The sequence below is a fragment of the Nostoc sp. PCC 7107 genome (assembly GCF_000316625.1).
Classification (GTDB): domain Bacteria; phylum Cyanobacteriota; class Cyanobacteriia; order Cyanobacteriales; family Nostocaceae; genus Nostoc_B.
Genome location: NC_019676.1, coordinates 2,017,241 through 2,032,968 on the forward strand (window position 1 = coordinate 2,017,241; position 15,728 = coordinate 2,032,968).

The window sequence follows — 15,728 nt, forward strand, 5'->3', positions numbered from 1 at the left end:
TTAAGTCAAGATAAACTACGATATTTTCCCAAAAATATATTTAGATATGAGTCTAAATAGCCCATTGGACATTTCTCGCTTACTCTTAGCAACGTTTTCTACACGAATGTTTCGCTATTACGAGGATCGCATTCCTGATGATGCAAGTTTGTTAATAGTGAGCAATCATCGCAGCTTTATGGATGCGATGATTTTAATGTCAGCTTTATCAAGTCCGATTCGTTTTGCTTGCCATCACTATATGGGACAAGTCCCAATTTTGCGAGAGATTGTCACAGGACAATTAGGTTGTTTTCCTTTAGATATCAATCAAAACCGGCAGCAAAGCTTTTTTGTCCAATCACAGATGCTATTACAGTCTAAACAGATGGTAGGAGTGTTTCCGGAAGGGGCTGAACCAATGGTGCAATCGACTCCAGCATCTGTAGTTGGGGAATTTCAGCGGGGATTTGCCCATTTGGCTTTGCGTTCTGGCGTACCAGACTTAGCAATTTTACCAATTGCGATCGCCTCTTTAGAAGAAGTCAACACTACAGCTTTTCCCCTAAAAATTTTGAGTTTGTTCGACCCTTCTGAACCTTTATTTAATCAATATGGATGGCACCCATTAGTAATATATCAACGGGTGGCTATACTAATTGGTCGTCCTTATTGGATTACAAACGCTCATCAACACCAATATCATGGAAAACAAGCAAAAAATGTGGTCTCTGAGCTAACCGAACACTGCCACAGTGAAATTGCAAATTTACTCCAGCAAGGATGTTATTGATGTACAAACCAGCAGAAAAACATTAATCGCGGCAATTTTTTGCTATTTTTACTCTCTGGCTAATTGTAATTTGTTGCCTAGTTTTGATGTATCTTGCTAAATATTCTTTGATATTATCTGCTCATAAGATTGAGTTATCTTTATGAGAAATTTATCTTATATTTAAGTGAGTTTTTATTGGCTGAGTTATGATTTTAACAGAGTTTTGTCTGTGATACTGTAACGAATCTAGGAACCAATCGCCCAAATCAAAAGATAGTTATTGTGTGCAGTGTATGCAGGTAAATCTATCAAAATCGCCAAGGAAATCGAAATTGTAAAATGCCACAAGTTGAGCTAAAGCCGTGTTTTCTGACTCCGAAACGAGTCCAAGCAGAGTATCCATTGTTTGTTTATTTACCGGGAATGGATGGCACTGGTGAACTGTTGCGATCGCAAACATCTGGGTTAGAAGCTGGCTTTGATGTGCGCTGTTTGGCGATCCCCAGAAAAGACCTGACAACATGGGAAGAATTAACTAAAAATGTCTTGGACTTAATTCATGCAGAATTAGAGAAAAGTTCCCAAAGACCAGTTTATCTGTGTGGGGAATCATTCGGCGGCTGCTTGGCGATGAAAGTAGCCACCAAAGCGGCGCATTTGTTTAAACGCATAATTCTCATTAACCCAGCCTCAGCTTTTCGCCTGCGTCCATTTTTAGATTGGGCATCCCAGATAACATACTTAGTGCCAGAATCTTTTTATGATGTCGGCGCATTGGGATTATTACCGTTTCTGGCATCTTTAGAACGGATGACTAGAAGCGATCGCCACGAACTGCTAAAAACCATGCGTTCCGTACCATCAGCAACAGTTAACTGGCGGTTGGCTTTATTGAGAGAATTTGCAGTTGATGATAGCCACTTACGCCGCTTAACTCAACAAGTGTTGTTAATTGCTGGTGCAGGCGATCGGCTTTTACCTTCTGTAGACGAAGTGAAGCGGATAGCTAGTATATTACCTAATGCTGAAGTTTTGGTGCTGCCAGACAGTGGACATGCCTGTTTGCTAGAAAAAGATATCAATCTCTATGAAATTCTCAAAAACAATAACTTTTTAGAAACCAGGGATCATAAATTTTACAAATTACAAGTCAAAGAAGTAGGTTGAGCTTAAGTAGTTCGACAAAAATAAACTCCTTGTTCTCTCTACGCCTCCGGTGACTGAGTTTCGACTACGCGGTAGTTTAGCGTAGTCGAAGTATGCCCTTCTGTGTGAGATAAATTATGCCCCAAATACACCACAAACTTGTACTTGTTGGGAGATGCCAAGTCGCTCTAAATTTCGCTACAAACAGACTAGAGTGACTGGCAAAAAAATGACAGAACAACCCCAAAAAAAACCAGAAGTAGAAATCACCCATCAAACATTCGCCACAGAAAAATTATCCCTATTCGACTCTTTAGCCACCACTGGTAAAACATTTATCGATACAGCCTGGGGATTTGGCGTAGCCGCGACAAGACAAACACATCAATTATTTGGACAAGCTACTCAAACTACTGGAGAGATAGTCAATTATCTAAATCAAAATTGGCTAATTCGCAAACTATCAGGATTTTTAAATCTTAATTGGTTGATTGGTGCTAGTGAACACGTTGATTTAGACAAAGCCGCCGCCGCAGTCAAAAAACTCAAGCAACAGCATCCCCAAGAATCACCGAGCCAAATTTCTCACCGCATCATGCTAGAAACAGCCACAAAAGCTGGGGGAATTGGATTTGCCAGTAGTATTTTACCAGGGGTAGCAGCAGCTTTATTAGCAGTTGATTTAGCTGCAACAATGAAATTACAGTCAGAAATGCTATATCAAATTGCAGCGGCTTATGATCTAGATTTAAAAGATCCAGCCCGAAAAGGTGAGGTTTTAACAATTTTTGGTCTGGGTTTGGGTGGGAATCGACTGGTGAAAGCCGCCGGACTAGCCTTACTACGAAATGTGCCTTTTGCTGGTGCAGCGATCGCCACTAGTTCTAATGCTGCTTTAAGCTATTCTATAGGTTATGCCGCTTGTCGATTTTACGAAGCCAAACTAGATGAGTCCGTTTCTCTAACATCGCCAGACACTTTGGCAAACCTCAAAGCCGAAAGTGAAAATTACTTAGAAATGGCGATCGCTCAACAAGCAATCATGGATAAAATTCTAGTCCATATCATCCTTGCTAGTCATCCCGAAAAGACCTGGGAAAAAATCTTACCAGAATTACAGGCATTAAACCTCAGCCCCAACTCACTGAGTGCGATCGCCAACAATATCAAATCACCCCAACCTTTAGATACATTACTCAATCAACTCAACCGTGATTTTGCTATTCCTTTGTTGGCACAGTGCCAAAGAATTACTCAAATTGATCGTCAAACTACAGCAGTAGAACAAGAAATAATTAGTGCGATCGCCAATAAATTTGATATTGACTCGACTTCAGTGGTGTCAATAGTGAATACTTCTGATTCCAACACTAGCCTCTAGCTTCCAGTCCCTAGTACAACACAGCGGAAATAAAGATACCATTTCAAGTTAGTTAAAAGCTTGTGATATGAGGTTTTTTACTTTTTACTTCCACGTAGCGCTACTAGTCTCTATTCTTGTTCAATTTGCTCAGGATCAATACCCAATTCTCGGAGGCGTTGCTTTAATTGTTCTACTTGCTGTTCTGCTTGCTGTCGAGCTAAATTTTCGGCATCTACCCTTTGTTGCGTTTCTCGGAGTGCTTGTGCTAGTTCTGTCGGATTCAGGAGCTTTTCCCCTGTATCTTCTCGGTAAAAACCAATCAGTTCTCCTTCTACCTGCAACCGCAATCCTAGAGGTTCACTGCGATTGTCCGTAATCAACTCATATACATCTTGCCGTAACCGATAACCTTGTAACTGTCCCTGTACCCATTCGCCCTTGGGGTCAAATAACCAGTATTCTTTGACACCAAGTTGCTCGTACAAAATCTTCTTAAATTCTTGATCGTGATTTTTTGTTCCTGCCGAAGTCATTTCAAAAATCACCGATGGGACTTCCCCTTCTTCCCACACCTTATAATTATCTCGACCACCAGGGGCGACATTAAAAATCACCATCACATCTGGGGCAACTCGCAACTTGGGAAATCCTTGGGAATAGTAGAGAAACTGATTAGCGAGGACTGTTGCCTGTTGTCCTGCCAAATACTGGCGGAGAACTTCTAACGTCGCCAGTAATACACATAGATGGGCATAGCTTTCTGCCACAGGTTCACCATCAGAACTAGGATAGAACACTTCTGAGCGTTGGTTTGAAGATAAGGCTGAGGTCATAATCACGCCATACAGAAGGTTGGAATGTTTCAATTATAAAAGTCATTGGTCATTTGTCTTTTGTCATTGGTCAATAGCCAAAAGCTCAAGCTTGAAATAATCTTTCAGACTTCATACTTCCCTTCACACTTCAAAATTTTGAGCAATACTGGTACAAGAAGGAATCTTTAAACAAAATCCCAACATGGCAGCAATTCAACTCAATAATCAGCCTCTGCTGGAGTGGGCAGGCGATAGTTTGGCAATTGGATTATTTGAAGATGCAGTAGAGTTAACAGGTGAACTGGCGACTTTAAATGACAAGTTTGCTGGCATTTTAAAAGAAGTAATTGCCGAAGAAGAATTTACAGCCAAAGCCAACAGCACTGTCTTCACCCGTGTCAGTGGCGGTGGTGCAGTTAAAAAAATAATTTTAGTCGGCTTAGGAAAACCAGACGCGCTGAAAGCAGATAGTCTGCGGCGGGCGGCGGCGGCGGCGGCTAAGGTTGCCAAAAAACAAAAAACAAAAACTCTCGGATTTAGCTTTCCTTTGTGGAATAACGACCCAGATGCTACAGCCCAAGCGATCGCGGAAGGTGTACAGTTGGCGTTATACCAAGATGTGCGCTTTAAATCAGAACCAGACGATAAAGCTTCAAAGGTCGAAACAGTAGAATTGCTGGGTTTCGAGGGGCAAGAACCGGCAATTACCCGTGCAAATCAAATTGTATCCGGGGTAATTTTGGCGAGAGAGTTGGTTGCAGCCCCAGCCAACGCAGTTACGCCTATTACAATGGCAGAGACAGCCCAAGCGATCGCCAAAGACTACGGTTTACAACTACAAATACTCGAAAAAGAAGATTGTGAAAAGCTGGGTATGGGTGCTTTTTTGGGAGTTGCCCTAGCCTCTGACTTACCACCGAAATTCATTCACCTCACTTACAAGCCAGAAGGCACACCGACAAAAAAACTCGCCATTATTGGTAAAGGTTTAACCTTTGATTCTGGTGGATTAAATATTAAAGGTGCAGGTAGCGGCATCGAAACCATGAAAATTGATATGGGTGGTGCAGCGGCAACCTTGGGTGCGGCAAAAGCGATCGCTCAACTTAAACCTGATGCCGAAGTTCACTTTATCTCCGCCGTTACCGAAAACATGATTAGCGGTCGCGCCATGCACCCAGGCGACATCCTTACCGCCTCTAACGGCAAAACCATCGAAGTGAATAACACCGATGCTGAAGGGCGTTTAACCTTAGCTGACGCTTTGGTATATACAGATAAATTAGGCGTAGATGCGATCGTTGATTTAGCCACCCTCACAGGTGCTAACGTCATCGCTTTAGGTGAAGACATTGCAGGTTTATACACTCCTGATGATGCTTTAGCTGCTCAGATAGAAAACGCCTCTGCCACATCCGGCGAAAAAATTTGGCGAATGCCAATGGAAGAGAAGTATTTTGAAGGCTTGAAATCTGGCATTGCGGATATGAAAAACACCGGGCCACGTCCTGGTGGTTCTATCACCGCTGCCCTCTTTCTCAAGCAGTTCGTCAAAGATACCCCTTGGGCGCACTTAGATATTGCTGGGCCAGTATGGGCAGATAAAGAAAATGGCTACAATGGCTCCGGTGCAACAGGCTACGGTGTACGAATGTTAGTTGATTGGGTACTCAATCAATAAAAAGTTAAAACTCAAAAGTAAAAAGGCAAAATAATCTTTGTTTTACTTTTGCCCTTCGGGTTCGCCAGTCGCTCATGGGGGGAACCCCCAAGACCGCGCTGGCTCACCTTTTTACTTTTAACTTATCGCGTGTTATCTTGGGCTTGCCGCCAAAATCAAGTTGCAATAGTAACAACAGTAATTTGGCAGTTAGAAAGTTACGGTTTTTTAACAAAGCCAATCTGGTAAAATTTGTAAGGTTTCTAGAAGCTCTGAGCAATGGGATCGACTTGCGCACGGATAGCAATTGACGCGATGGGGGGGGATCATGCACCTAAAGAAATCGTTGCTGGTGCATTACGCGCCAGTGAAGAATTGGGTGTAAAAGTCTTGTTGGTAGGTGATCCCCAACAAATTAAAGCTGTCATGCCGCCAAAAACTACTTTGGAGAGGGTGGAGATAGTTCCTGCTGAAGAAGCGATCGCTATGGATGAGGAGCCTTTAAATGCCGTTAGACGCAAACGCAAGGCTTCAATCAATGTAGCGATGGATTTGGTAAAAAATCAGCAGGCGGATGCTGTATTTTCTGCTGGACACTCTGGGGCAGCTATGGCAGCAGCATTGCTGCGCTTAGGAAGATTGCCAGGAATTGATCGCCCAGCAATTGGCACGGTTTTCCCGACGATTATGGCTGGCAAGCCAGTGTTGATACTGGATGTGGGCGCAAATGTAGACTGCCGTCCTAAGTTTTTAGAGCAGTTTGCTGTCATGGGTTCGATTTACAGCCAATATGTTTTGGGTACAAACACACCCAAAGTCGGGTTATTGAATATTGGCGAAGAAGATACTAAAGGTAATGAGCAAGCGCTCCGCGCCCACGAGCTACTGCGAGAAAATTCTCATATTAATTTTGTTGGTAATGCCGAAGGGCGTGATGTCCTTTCTGGTGAATTTGATGTGATTGTCTGCGATGGTTTTGTGGGTAATGTGTTACTAAAATTTGCCGAATCTCTGGGAGGAGTAATTCTGCAAATTCTCCGAGAAGAACTGCCACAAGGATTGCACGGTCAAATTGGCACAGCACTGTTAAAACCAAATCTCAAGCGAATTAAGCAGCGCATGGATCATGCGGAGCATGGAGGTGCTTTACTGTTAGGTGTGGCTGGAGTTTGTTTCATCGGCCACGGCAGTTCGCAAGCACCTTCAATTTTTAGTGCAATACGGATGGCCAAAGAAGCAGTAGATAATCAGGTACTAGAAAGGCTTCATTCCCAATACGAAATCCTACAGCGTGATAGCGGTTAGTAATGGGTTAGTTGTCATGCGTCATTTGTTCTTTGTTGTGGCAAAACAGCAGAGACTAATGATCAAAATGCTGAGAGCTTGGGAGAGCAGGAGTGCAAAAGTTAGGCATAGCATTTACAGGAAGTGGCTCGGCAGTTCCCGAAACTTCCCTCGATAACCAGGCGCTAACAGCACTGGTTGAAACATCAGATGAGTGGATTACCACAAGAACCGGGATTCGTCAACGACGAGTATCACAACCGTCAGATTCCTTGAGTTCGTTGGCAGCGGCGGCTGGTCGTCGAGCGATCGCATCTGCTGGAATTCAAGCTACTGATATAGATATGATTTTGCTGGCAACATCTACCCCTGATGATTTGTTTGGCACCGCTTGTAAAGTACAGGCTGAGTTGGGCGCGACGAAAGCCGTAGCCTTTGACATAACTGCCGCTTGTTCTGGCTTTGTATTTGGGCTAGTAACAGCTGCCCAATACATCAGAACCGGTGTATATCAGAATGTACTTCTGATTGGGGCAGACATCCTCTCTCGATGGGTAGATTGGCAAGACCGCAGGACTTGTATTCTATTTGGTGATGGGGCGGGAGCAGTCGTTTTACAGGCTTGTGAAAGCGATCGCCTCTTAGGATTTGCCCTCAAAAGTGACGGAACGCAAAATCATTACCTCAACCTTGGCTATACAGCTACTGCTCAAGAAATACTCCCAAATATCAACGTTTCTCAAGGGCATTACCAACCCATCACCATGAACGGCAAAGAAGTATACCGCTTTGCCGTGCAGAAAGTCCCAGAAATTATTGATAAAGCCTTATTTGAAGCTAATTTGACTGTTGACCAAATAGATTGGCTCATCTTACATCAAGCCAATCAGCGGATTCTGGATGCTGTTGCTCAACGGCTAGGAATTTCCCCACAGAAAGTTATTAGTAATCTGGCAAATTACGGCAATACTTCTGCTGCTTCTATTCCTCTCGCCTTAGATGAAGCAGTGCAACAAGGTAAAATTCAACCCAATAACATCATTGCAGCATCCGGCTTTGGCGCAGGTCTTACCTGGGGTGCAGCAATTTTTCAATGGGGAAAATAATATTTTGTCCTAAGTCATTAGTCATGTGTCCTGTGTAAATGACTAATGACCAATACTCATTTACTTTCAAACTTCATACTTCAGACTTCATACTTCTGTTGACCAATGACTAAAACCGCATGGGTGTTTCCCGGACAAGGTTCCCAAGCACTGGGAATGGGAACAGATTTACTAGATATACCAGGTGCTAAAGAAAAATTTACTCAAGCTGAGGCAATCTTAGGCTGGTCTGTTAGCGATATCTGCCAAAACCAAGAAGAAAAGTTAGCACAGACACTTTATACTCAGCCCTGTCTTTACGTAGTGGAAAGTATTCTCGCTGATTTAATGCGGGAACGGGGATATCAACCAGATTTGGTTGCTGGGCATAGTTTGGGTGAATATATTGCCCTTTACGTTGCTGATGTTTTTGAGTGGTCAGCAGGGTTGCATTTAGTCAAACGTCGTGCTGAACTGATGGAGAACGCCGCAGGTGGGATGATGGCGGCATTAATGAATTTTGACCGAGAACAATTAGAAACAGCGATCGCCGCAACACCAGATGTCGTTTTGGCAAATGATAATAGTCCAGCACAGGTAGTAATTTCTGGTACTCCTGATGCTGTACAAGCGGTCATGTCTCAAGTTAAAGCCAAACGTGCTATTCCTTTAAAAGTTTCTGGGGCATTTCACTCACATTTAATGGCGGAGGCGGCGAGTGAATTTCAAGCGATTCTGGAATCAGTAGAATTTCAGCCTGCGACTGTACCTGTGATGTCGAATGTTGAACCTGTATCCTCGACTGATGCCCAAATTTTAAAACAGCGTCTAATTCAGCAGATGACTGGTTCGGTACGTTGGCGAGAAATTTCACTGCAATTACCAGTTAATAGCATTGAACAAGTCATAGAAATTGGCCCTGGTAATGTTTTAACTGGTTTAATTAAACGCACCACTACCGATTTAATTTTAAAGAATGTCCGTAACGCTGCGGAATTACCACAATAGAAAATAGAAAAGTGTAAAGCATGAAGTATGAAATACTCGATTTCACTTCATACTTGACACTAGCCTGCGGCAAGTCGCTAAAAGCGTCTTCATACTTCATACTTCACACTTCATACTTCATACTTCCTATGTCTCGCAGTCGTGAACCGCTTATTAGTCTGGCACTTTACCACGCCTTTAAATGGTCGATTGTCAGCCCCATGCTTCATGCTTACTTTCAGGGCAAGATTTATGGGGTAGAAAATGTCCCGCAATCAGATCCATTATTAGTTGTCAGCAATCATGCTAGTTACTTTGACCCACCCATTGTTTCTAATTGTGTGCGTCGTCCAGTAGCATATATGGCTAAACAAGAATTATTTGAAATTCCAGTTTTAGCACAAGCCATTAAATTGTATGGTGCTTACCCGGTGAGCCGAGGTAGTGCCGATCGCAACGCCATTCGTGCAGCTTTAGAATGTTTAGAAAATGGTTGGGCTGTGGGAGTTTTTTTACAGGGTACTCGCACCCCCGATGGTAGAATTACTGACCCTAAAAAAGGTGCCGCCTTACTGGCTGCAAAGGCGCAAGCACCGATTTTACCTGTGAGTTTGTGGGGAACTGAAGGAATTTTAGAAAAAGGCTCGTCTATACCCCGTGCTGTTCCTCTCACAATCAGAATTGGTGAGGTAATTGACCCTCCTAGTTCTACTAATAAAGAACAATTAGAAGCTGTAACCCAAAAGTGTGCAACGGTAATCAACGAAATGCACGATTTAGGACGTTAATGAGAAATATACTTTTAGGTAGTAGCGATCGCCACATTATTTTTATATGTTGCTAATGTCTACTAGCGATCGCTAAACTAGCTGATTTAAAAAAATTATATGACAGGCTGGGATGCCAAGAATTTTTGGAATCGATTGAATAATTCGGCCTTAGTCCGCTTTTTGTTGTTAGTGGCTGCTGGCTGGGCTTTCGTACAACTTTTAGCCTACTTTGAAGCCGTCATTGTTATTTTTACATTCGCGGCAATTTTAGCTTTCTTACTCAGCTATCCTGTACGCTGGTTGCGGCGGTTTTTACCTCATGGTGTGGCTGTGATTTTCGTTTTCTTGCTCAGTATTGTCATTCTGGGAGGATTGATGATCACCGTTGGGATTGCAGTTTTATCCCAAGGACAGCAATTAATAGAAAGTATTTCTGGATTTTTAAGTTCTCTCGCGCCTTTTTTAGAAAGAGTAGAAGAATTTCTCAGAAACCGAAATCTACAAATAGATTTAAGTGTTATTGAAGAGCAATTACGTGATCAGGCTATATCAGGCTTAGTCACCAGTTTAACTTTTTTACAACAGTTATTGACAAATTTCGTCACGTTTATTTTGATTGCTGTTGTGGCATTTTTTATGCTATTAGATGGCGACAAGCTGTGGAATTTTATTTTGAAAATAGTACCTAAACAGCGTCGTCTGAGATTTACTAATATTATCAGACGTAGCTTTTTAGGATTCTTTCAGGGTCAGTTATTATTAAGTTTGTTTTTGACAACAACAACTTTTGTAGTTTTTGTATTATTGCAAGTACCTTTTGCTTTATTATTATCTGTAATAGTAGGCTTTTTAGATATTATTCCTGGGATAGGAGCAACTTTAGGTGTTGGCATCATTACGTTGATTGTCTTATCTCAAAATGTTTGGTTAGGATTAAAAGTATTCATTGCTTGTATTATCCTTCAGCAAATTCAAGATAATCTAATTGCACCTAGAATTATGCAAGGTGCGCTAAATCTAAATCCTGTAGTTGTATTTTTTGCATTATTAGTGGGCGCTAGGGTAGCAGGATTATTAGGAGTTTTTATTTCTATTCCCATTACTGGAGTAATTGTGTCTTTATTTGAAATTGATGAGATGAAGGCAGAGGTTTAGTTATTAGTCATTTGTCATGTTTACCCTAACTCCCTAGCTTCTAATGTAAAATCAGTTGAAGAAGCATAAAGCAACGAAATCATGTCAGATTTAAGAGCAGAATTAACACAAAGTGTAGATGAAGCAGAATGGGAATGGTTAATTCCTCATGTGCAACGTGATGCAGTAATTTTGGTAACGCCAGGGTTAAGTCTTGTAGATGTAGGAGAAGCGCTCGCTAGTGATAACTCTCAATCTGTACAGCAGTGGATTGATGAGCAATTAATTACCAAACCTTCCATAGATCAAGTGGGAAAATGGAATGGCGATCGGCAAAAACGATTCCACACCCTGATTTTACAACCTTTTGTTTTAGTCCAAGAAATCGCCGCATAAACAAGTAAAAAGTAAAAAGTAAAAAGTAAAAAATTCATTATTTGTACTTTTGCCTTTTACCTTTTTACTTCCTACTCTCCATCCTTGATTTACCAACTTTTTTAACGCCATCAGCACCTGTATAACCAGTAGCAACCCACACCAAAGCTCTTGCTCCATCACGAATAGATTTTTCTACAGGTTCAGGTGGTGATTCTGAAGGTACGGATATGGGCTGAAAATCAATTCCCCGGCTACCTAAGACAATCTCACCAATAACAGAAGCACGACGCATGTGGAAATCTGAGGTAATCAAATAAACCCTATTGATGCCGTGGGCTTTCAAATCGTCTACTAAGCTGGTAAAATTAGTAACTGTATCTACAGCTTCATAATCCAAGTGTAACCGCTTGGGATCAACGCCAGCTTTGACAAACACCTTACGGGTATATCTAGGTGGACTACCGCCAGAAATCCAAATCGGTAAATTTGGATGCTTACGAACAAACTCCGCTGTGAACTTTTCTCGCTCTAATTTTTTGGTAGAACCACCCAAGACTAAAACCGCTTCAGGTTGTTTAGTTTGTTGTTGGAATTCTTTGTAACCAAGCCACATAAATAGGGGTAAGGTAAGAACCATAAACCGAAAAGATTTACCTGTAAACAAAAAATTGTTCTTCAAGGCTCTGTGATTTCGTGTAGTGATACGTATTCTTCTCTGAAATAAGTCAAAAATATATGTTAGATTAGCAGACTTTTGTCAAATCCACCCTATAGTTTGTTAACAATTTTGATGTTTATACAGATTGAGTTCCGTATAAACGCTCTCGGTAAGCATTTATTAGTTAACTTCAGATAAATTTAGAAGATTCCGCAAAAACTACCGAGGAAATTTTTGATGAATTTATTTTGATATAACGACGGGACTGGTGCGTCTCGAACGCACGGCCTAGCGCTTAGGAGGCGCTCGCTCTATCCAACTGAGCTACAGCCCCAACTACGAGGCATACATATAATAGCAGTAGTTTTAGCTAGAGTGCCAAGAATTATCCCAAGAACCGCCGCCTATTTCTAAACCACACAGAGAACTCTGTGATTTTAGGATAACTTGAGATTGTTTGTCACTTACTTTTCGCAACTCCAAATTCAGTTTTCCTTGCATGGTATCCCGACAACAGAACTCTAAACCATTAGTTGTCGGTGCGCGTAGGGGTGTACCTGATAGATGCGTTGTTCCTGCCAATTCAACCTCGTAGTTTAGATTTTTAGCTTGCATTTGCCATCTACCCCAAGGTTGAATTTGCCATTTTACTTGAGAATTCCAAGGCACAAATTCATAAAATTTACCTTGATAATGCACTCCAATCATGGCTACAGATTCCATCCACCACAAAACACCGCGTCTACCACCACCAGCGGTTAATGCTAAGTCAGGTTCACCGTCAAAGCAATTACAGTTTAGCCAAAACCATTTTTGCGGAAAAGCCCCACCCCAATTTTTTTCTGCGTAGGCTGGTGCGTTGGTAAATTGATAGATTTTGCCATTCCAGTCTATCCAGCCACTAGCCAAACCGTGCGCCATCAAAATTTGCCAGCCAGGTTCAAAAATCTGTAAAAATGATAGCCAGCCAGCAGTTGATTGCTGAAGGCTATTTTGATTTCCCCAACCATATACTGGTTGAATTTCATATAACCAACGGCAATAAAAACCCGTTGCAGGATCACGAATTATTCCTTGGTTTAAGGTGGCTGTAGCTTGATAACCCTCTTGAATATGTTGTTCAAACTCTGCGCTTAGGAGGTATAGAGGTTGAGTATTGAGGTTAGTTTTACCCCAATGTCCTAAAGCTAATACATCTCGACTAGCCCAAAATGTTTCCACATCTGGGAAAGTGCGGCATAAATATTGATCATCGGGGCCGAGAATTTGGGCTGCACCACCACTATAAGGTTGACCACCAATTGGGTCTTCAATTGAATACATAAAGGCGAAGGTTTGTCCGCAGTCTGGCAAAGTTACACGATAATACCAACCTTCAAAAAAACGGCGACTACTACCATCCCAATGATACCCAATGTGTGGTGTTTGAGAATTTACGGGTAAGGAAAACATCTGTATAAATACTTGCTAATTAACTATTTTTTAGTATGAGCGATCGCCTGTAAACAAGCTTGAACATTTTCAGGCAACAGCTAATAACAGCATATATCTACCCGAAACTAATTCTTTTGGCAGATGATAAACTCCCAACTTTAGATAGAACCATCTGTGCAATTACAGAGGGTATGCTGAATATCATTAAAAGCTAAGTAAAAAAAAGAACGCAAATTTATTTGGTTCTTGTCAGATTAGTATTGCAATTTCTTTTGTCGTCAGAGTTTAGCTTTTTTAGTACAGATTTTAGGAGTGTAATTAATAGTATGACTAATTCAGGCGATCGCGAAACTCATAACAACGAAACCAGACAAGAATCTTACACAGATAATTACGGTAACACTCACACTAACCTGACACGCACCAGTGAAACAGTTAACAACAATCCCAACAATGTCAATTCTTATCGAAATGGTTATGCAAATGGTCGAGAAATTGAGCGTAACTACCAGCAAGCTAATTTAGCCGCCCGTGATAATGATAATGCTTCTCGTGGCTTACTGTTAGGGATTTTGCTCACCTCTCTAGCTGGTTTAATTGTTGGTGCATTCTGGTACTTTAATCAACCCAGAGAAACCGTAGTTAACGAAACTCGACCAATAGTGAATCCTTCACCTAACAATAATCTTCCCACTCCCCAACCACAACAAACCACAATCATCGAAAGAACCAGAGAAGTACCTGTTGTAGTTCCTCAACAGCAAGTTCCATCTGTAAATGTACCTTCTCCACCAGACATTAATATAACTGTTCCACCTCAACAGCCTGTAACTTCAGGAACACAAACCACTCCTCCAAAAGATAATCCTGCTCCAGTGGACAATAGTCCAGCTAATAAGACATCAAATACTGATTCTTCTACCACTGGTGATACTAGTACAGATAAGAGTAACTCTCGCTAATAATTGCCATAGTTGTAGAGGCGTTGGAATAAAACGCCTCTATTTTATTGTCTTTGATTATCTTCATACTTTTGATAGTTGCTGAGACTCTTCTGTGGATAGAGTTTTTCGAGATAGCTTAACATTTACTATATTTTGTGTTGTAAATAGTTTATTTAAAAGAGAAATAATTTAAAAACCTTACCTAGATAAATTAACTACGAAACATATCAATAAAATTATTTTTTATTAAATAAACTTCGGTTATGAATTATCCATCAGGTTTAATGCCAGATTAACTAGATGCGATCGCATCTAGTTAATCTCATTCAAGTCGCCCCAAATATAGTTTTACCAACAAAAATCAGCACTAAAACAATTGCGGGGACTGTTTTTGATGCTTTGATTAACTTAATGGATAGCTTACGTAACTTCAACAAAGCACGTACCGCTATTCAGCATCGAGATATGAGAAAATATTCTTGGGAGCGATTACGCTTAAACTTCTATTGATTTCTGGTAAAGGAGTTTAGCTAAATCTGAGAACTTTTAATTCTGTTTGTTTTTGTATAACGCACCACCTTTTCTGGCGGTGCGTTAAGTGTTTAACCTAAATTTTTGCAGAGTAAATCATCCCTAAATCCAGAAAAATTCAGCATTAGAGACATATTACGGTATGTTTATCCAAAAATATTTCTTCTGTTAGAGGCTCATCCTCTTGATCAGTCCCTTGTAAAATATTGGCAGCAATCAATAAATCCTACAGAACCAAACTAAAAAATCATTATGCGCTTACTACATACAATGCTGCGGGTAGGGAACCTAGAAGAATCATTGAAATTTTACTGTGATCTCCTAGGAATGAAATTACTCCGGAGAAAAGATTATCCAGGGGGAGAATTTACCTTAGCTTTTGTTGGCTACGGTGATGAAAGTGATCATGCAGTTATTGAATTAACGTATAACTGGGGAGTGGAAAAGTACGAATTAGGTAACGCCTACGGTCACATTGCGTTAGGAGTGGATGATATTTATACTACTTGTGAAGCGATTAAAAATCGTGGTGGTAAAGTTGTGCGGGAACCAGGGCCAATGAAACATGGTTCTACAGTCATTGCTTTTGTCGAAGATCCGGATGGATACAAAATTGAACTGATTCAATTGGGTAGTCAAGGATCAGCCGTGAAGCAAACTTCACAAGACCAACTCGTATCGCCATAATTTTGATTACGATTAGGGTGTAAGGTCTTTTTGATTCACAAGACTTACGCAAAAACCTTGTTTGTTGAGGTTGGGTGTAGGGGGTGAGATCTTTTATC

The 15,728-nt window shown here is 41.2% G+C and carries 16 protein-coding genes and 1 tRNA gene; 13 read left to right on the forward strand and 4 right to left on the reverse strand.

All coding sequences use genetic code 11. The features are described from left to right. The first annotated feature begins 46 nt into the window (after window positions 1-46). The 3 genes from NOS7107_RS08705 to NOS7107_RS08715 all read left to right on the forward strand — a co-directional run bounded on the left by NOS7107_RS08705 (window position 47) and on the right by NOS7107_RS08715 (window position 3,281). On the forward strand, window positions 47-772 hold the full coding sequence (locus NOS7107_RS08705; protein ID WP_015112607.1) for a 1-acyl-sn-glycerol-3-phosphate acyltransferase: 726 nt from the start codon (window positions 47-49) through the stop codon (window positions 770-772). A 321-nt stretch (window positions 773-1,093) separates the two neighbouring features. Continuing rightward, the gene (locus tag NOS7107_RS08710) at window positions 1,094-1,921 is read left to right on the forward strand and encodes an alpha/beta fold hydrolase (RefSeq protein WP_015112608.1); all 828 of its coding nucleotides are present in this window, start codon (window positions 1,094-1,096) and stop codon (window positions 1,919-1,921) included. A 208-nt stretch (window positions 1,922-2,129) separates the two neighbouring features. After that, entirely contained in the window at window positions 2,130-3,281 is a 1,152-nt protein-coding gene (locus NOS7107_RS08715) for a hypothetical protein (RefSeq protein ID WP_044500650.1), read from the forward strand. A gap of 110 nt (window positions 3,282-3,391) precedes the next feature. Here the strand turns inward: NOS7107_RS08715 and NOS7107_RS08720 are convergent, their stop codons facing one another. Beyond that, complete coding sequence (locus NOS7107_RS08720; protein ID WP_015112610.1) at window positions 3,392-4,096, reverse strand: Uma2 family endonuclease; 705 nt, start codon at window positions 4,094-4,096, stop codon at window positions 3,392-3,394. Window positions 4,097-4,280: 184 nt separating this feature from the next. Between NOS7107_RS08720 and NOS7107_RS08725 the strand changes: the two genes are divergently transcribed. The 7 genes from NOS7107_RS08725 (at window position 4,281) to NOS7107_RS08760 (ending at window position 11,394) form a co-directional block, all read left to right on the forward strand. After that, window positions 4,281-5,759, forward strand: coding sequence for a leucyl aminopeptidase (locus NOS7107_RS08725; RefSeq protein ID WP_015112611.1), 1,479 nt, complete (start codon window positions 4,281-4,283; stop codon window positions 5,757-5,759). 258 nt (window positions 5,760-6,017) lie between these two features. Next, window positions 6,018-7,043: a phosphate acyltransferase PlsX gene (plsX, locus tag NOS7107_RS08735; RefSeq protein ID WP_015112612.1), complete on the forward strand. Its 1,026-nt coding sequence runs from the start codon at window positions 6,018-6,020 to the stop codon at window positions 7,041-7,043. A 92-nt stretch (window positions 7,044-7,135) separates the two neighbouring features. Continuing rightward, window positions 7,136-8,128, forward strand: a complete 993-nt coding sequence (locus tag NOS7107_RS08740; protein WP_015112613.1) for a beta-ketoacyl-ACP synthase 3 — start codon at window positions 7,136-7,138, stop codon at window positions 8,126-8,128. A 105-nt stretch (window positions 8,129-8,233) separates the two neighbouring features. Further along, on the forward strand, window positions 8,234-9,115 hold the full coding sequence (gene fabD / locus NOS7107_RS08745) for an ACP S-malonyltransferase (RefSeq protein ID WP_015112614.1): 882 nt from the start codon (window positions 8,234-8,236) through the stop codon (window positions 9,113-9,115). Window positions 9,116-9,243: 128 nt separating this feature from the next. Beyond that, window positions 9,244-9,882, forward strand: a complete 639-nt coding sequence (locus NOS7107_RS08750) for a 1-acyl-sn-glycerol-3-phosphate acyltransferase (RefSeq protein ID WP_015112615.1) — start codon at window positions 9,244-9,246, stop codon at window positions 9,880-9,882. Between the two features lie 99 nt (window positions 9,883-9,981). After that, entirely contained in the window at window positions 9,982-11,019 is a 1,038-nt protein-coding gene (locus NOS7107_RS08755) for an AI-2E family transporter (RefSeq protein ID WP_015112616.1), read from the forward strand. A gap of 81 nt (window positions 11,020-11,100) precedes the next feature. Further along, the gene (locus tag NOS7107_RS08760) at window positions 11,101-11,394 is read left to right on the forward strand and encodes a DUF2288 domain-containing protein (RefSeq protein WP_015112617.1); all 294 of its coding nucleotides are present in this window, start codon (window positions 11,101-11,103) and stop codon (window positions 11,392-11,394) included. A 64-nt stretch (window positions 11,395-11,458) separates the two neighbouring features. On the opposite strand, the gene NOS7107_RS08765 is transcribed toward NOS7107_RS08760, so the two are convergent. The 3 genes from NOS7107_RS08765 to NOS7107_RS08775 form a co-directional block, all read right to left on the reverse strand. Then, entirely contained in the window at window positions 11,459-12,013 is a 555-nt protein-coding gene (locus NOS7107_RS08765) for a YdcF family protein (RefSeq protein WP_015112618.1), read from the reverse strand. A gap of 281 nt (window positions 12,014-12,294) precedes the next feature. Further along, window positions 12,295-12,368, reverse strand: a tRNA-Arg gene (locus NOS7107_RS08770). Between the two features lie 32 nt (window positions 12,369-12,400). After that, window positions 12,401-13,486 (reverse strand): tocopherol cyclase family protein, encoded by a 1,086-nt coding sequence (locus NOS7107_RS08775; RefSeq protein WP_015112619.1) that lies wholly within the window; start codon window positions 13,484-13,486, stop codon window positions 12,401-12,403. Between the two features lie 308 nt (window positions 13,487-13,794). Between NOS7107_RS08775 and NOS7107_RS08780 the strand changes: the two genes are divergently transcribed. The 3 genes from NOS7107_RS08780 to gloA all read left to right on the forward strand — a co-directional run bounded on the left by NOS7107_RS08780 (window position 13,795) and on the right by gloA (window position 15,630). Continuing rightward, window positions 13,795-14,430 (forward strand): hypothetical protein, encoded by a 636-nt coding sequence (locus tag NOS7107_RS08780; protein WP_015112620.1) that lies wholly within the window; start codon window positions 13,795-13,797, stop codon window positions 14,428-14,430. A gap of 282 nt (window positions 14,431-14,712) precedes the next feature. Beyond that, complete coding sequence (locus NOS7107_RS08785) at window positions 14,713-14,922, forward strand: hypothetical protein (RefSeq protein WP_015112621.1); 210 nt, start codon at window positions 14,713-14,715, stop codon at window positions 14,920-14,922. A 273-nt stretch (window positions 14,923-15,195) separates the two neighbouring features. Continuing rightward, a complete protein-coding gene (gene gloA / locus NOS7107_RS08790) occupies window positions 15,196-15,630 on the forward strand; it encodes a lactoylglutathione lyase (RefSeq protein WP_015112622.1) in 435 nt (144 codons plus the stop codon). The last annotated feature ends 98 nt before the right edge of the window (window positions 15,631-15,728 follow it).

Excerpts from the sequence above, each read along its gene's own strand:
- NOS7107_RS08775 (WP_015112619.1), bottom strand. The coding sequence starts at position 13,486 with ATGTTTTCCTTACCCGTAAATTCTCAAACACCACACATTGGGTATCAT.
- NOS7107_RS08705 (WP_015112607.1), top strand. The coding sequence starts at position 47 with ATGAGTCTAAATAGCCCATTGGACATTTCTCGCTTACTCTTAGCAACG.
- NOS7107_RS08725 (WP_015112611.1), top strand. The coding sequence starts at position 4,281 with ATGGCAGCAATTCAACTCAATAATCAGCCTCTGCTGGAGTGGGCAGGC.
- plsX (WP_015112612.1), top strand. The coding sequence starts at position 6,018 with ATGGGATCGACTTGCGCACGGATAGCAATTGACGCGATGGGGGGGGAT.
- NOS7107_RS08710 (WP_015112608.1), top strand. The coding sequence starts at position 1,094 with ATGCCACAAGTTGAGCTAAAGCCGTGTTTTCTGACTCCGAAACGAGTC.
- fabD (WP_015112614.1), top strand. The coding sequence starts at position 8,234 with ATGACTAAAACCGCATGGGTGTTTCCCGGACAAGGTTCCCAAGCACTG.
- NOS7107_RS08750 (WP_015112615.1), top strand. The coding sequence starts at position 9,244 with ATGTCTCGCAGTCGTGAACCGCTTATTAGTCTGGCACTTTACCACGCC.
- NOS7107_RS08760 (WP_015112617.1), top strand. The coding sequence starts at position 11,101 with ATGTCAGATTTAAGAGCAGAATTAACACAAAGTGTAGATGAAGCAGAA.
- NOS7107_RS08720 (WP_015112610.1), bottom strand. The coding sequence starts at position 4,096 with ATGACCTCAGCCTTATCTTCAAACCAACGCTCAGAAGTGTTCTATCCT.
- NOS7107_RS08765 (WP_015112618.1), bottom strand. The coding sequence starts at position 12,013 with ATGGTTCTTACCTTACCCCTATTTATGTGGCTTGGTTACAAAGAATTC.
- gloA (WP_015112622.1), top strand. The coding sequence starts at position 15,196 with ATGCGCTTACTACATACAATGCTGCGGGTAGGGAACCTAGAAGAATCA.
- NOS7107_RS08780 (WP_015112620.1), top strand. The coding sequence starts at position 13,795 with ATGACTAATTCAGGCGATCGCGAAACTCATAACAACGAAACCAGACAA.
- NOS7107_RS08715 (WP_044500650.1), top strand. The coding sequence starts at position 2,130 with ATGACAGAACAACCCCAAAAAAAACCAGAAGTAGAAATCACCCATCAA.
- NOS7107_RS08785 (WP_015112621.1), top strand. The coding sequence starts at position 14,713 with ATGCGATCGCATCTAGTTAATCTCATTCAAGTCGCCCCAAATATAGTT.
- NOS7107_RS08755 (WP_015112616.1), top strand. The coding sequence starts at position 9,982 with ATGACAGGCTGGGATGCCAAGAATTTTTGGAATCGATTGAATAATTCG.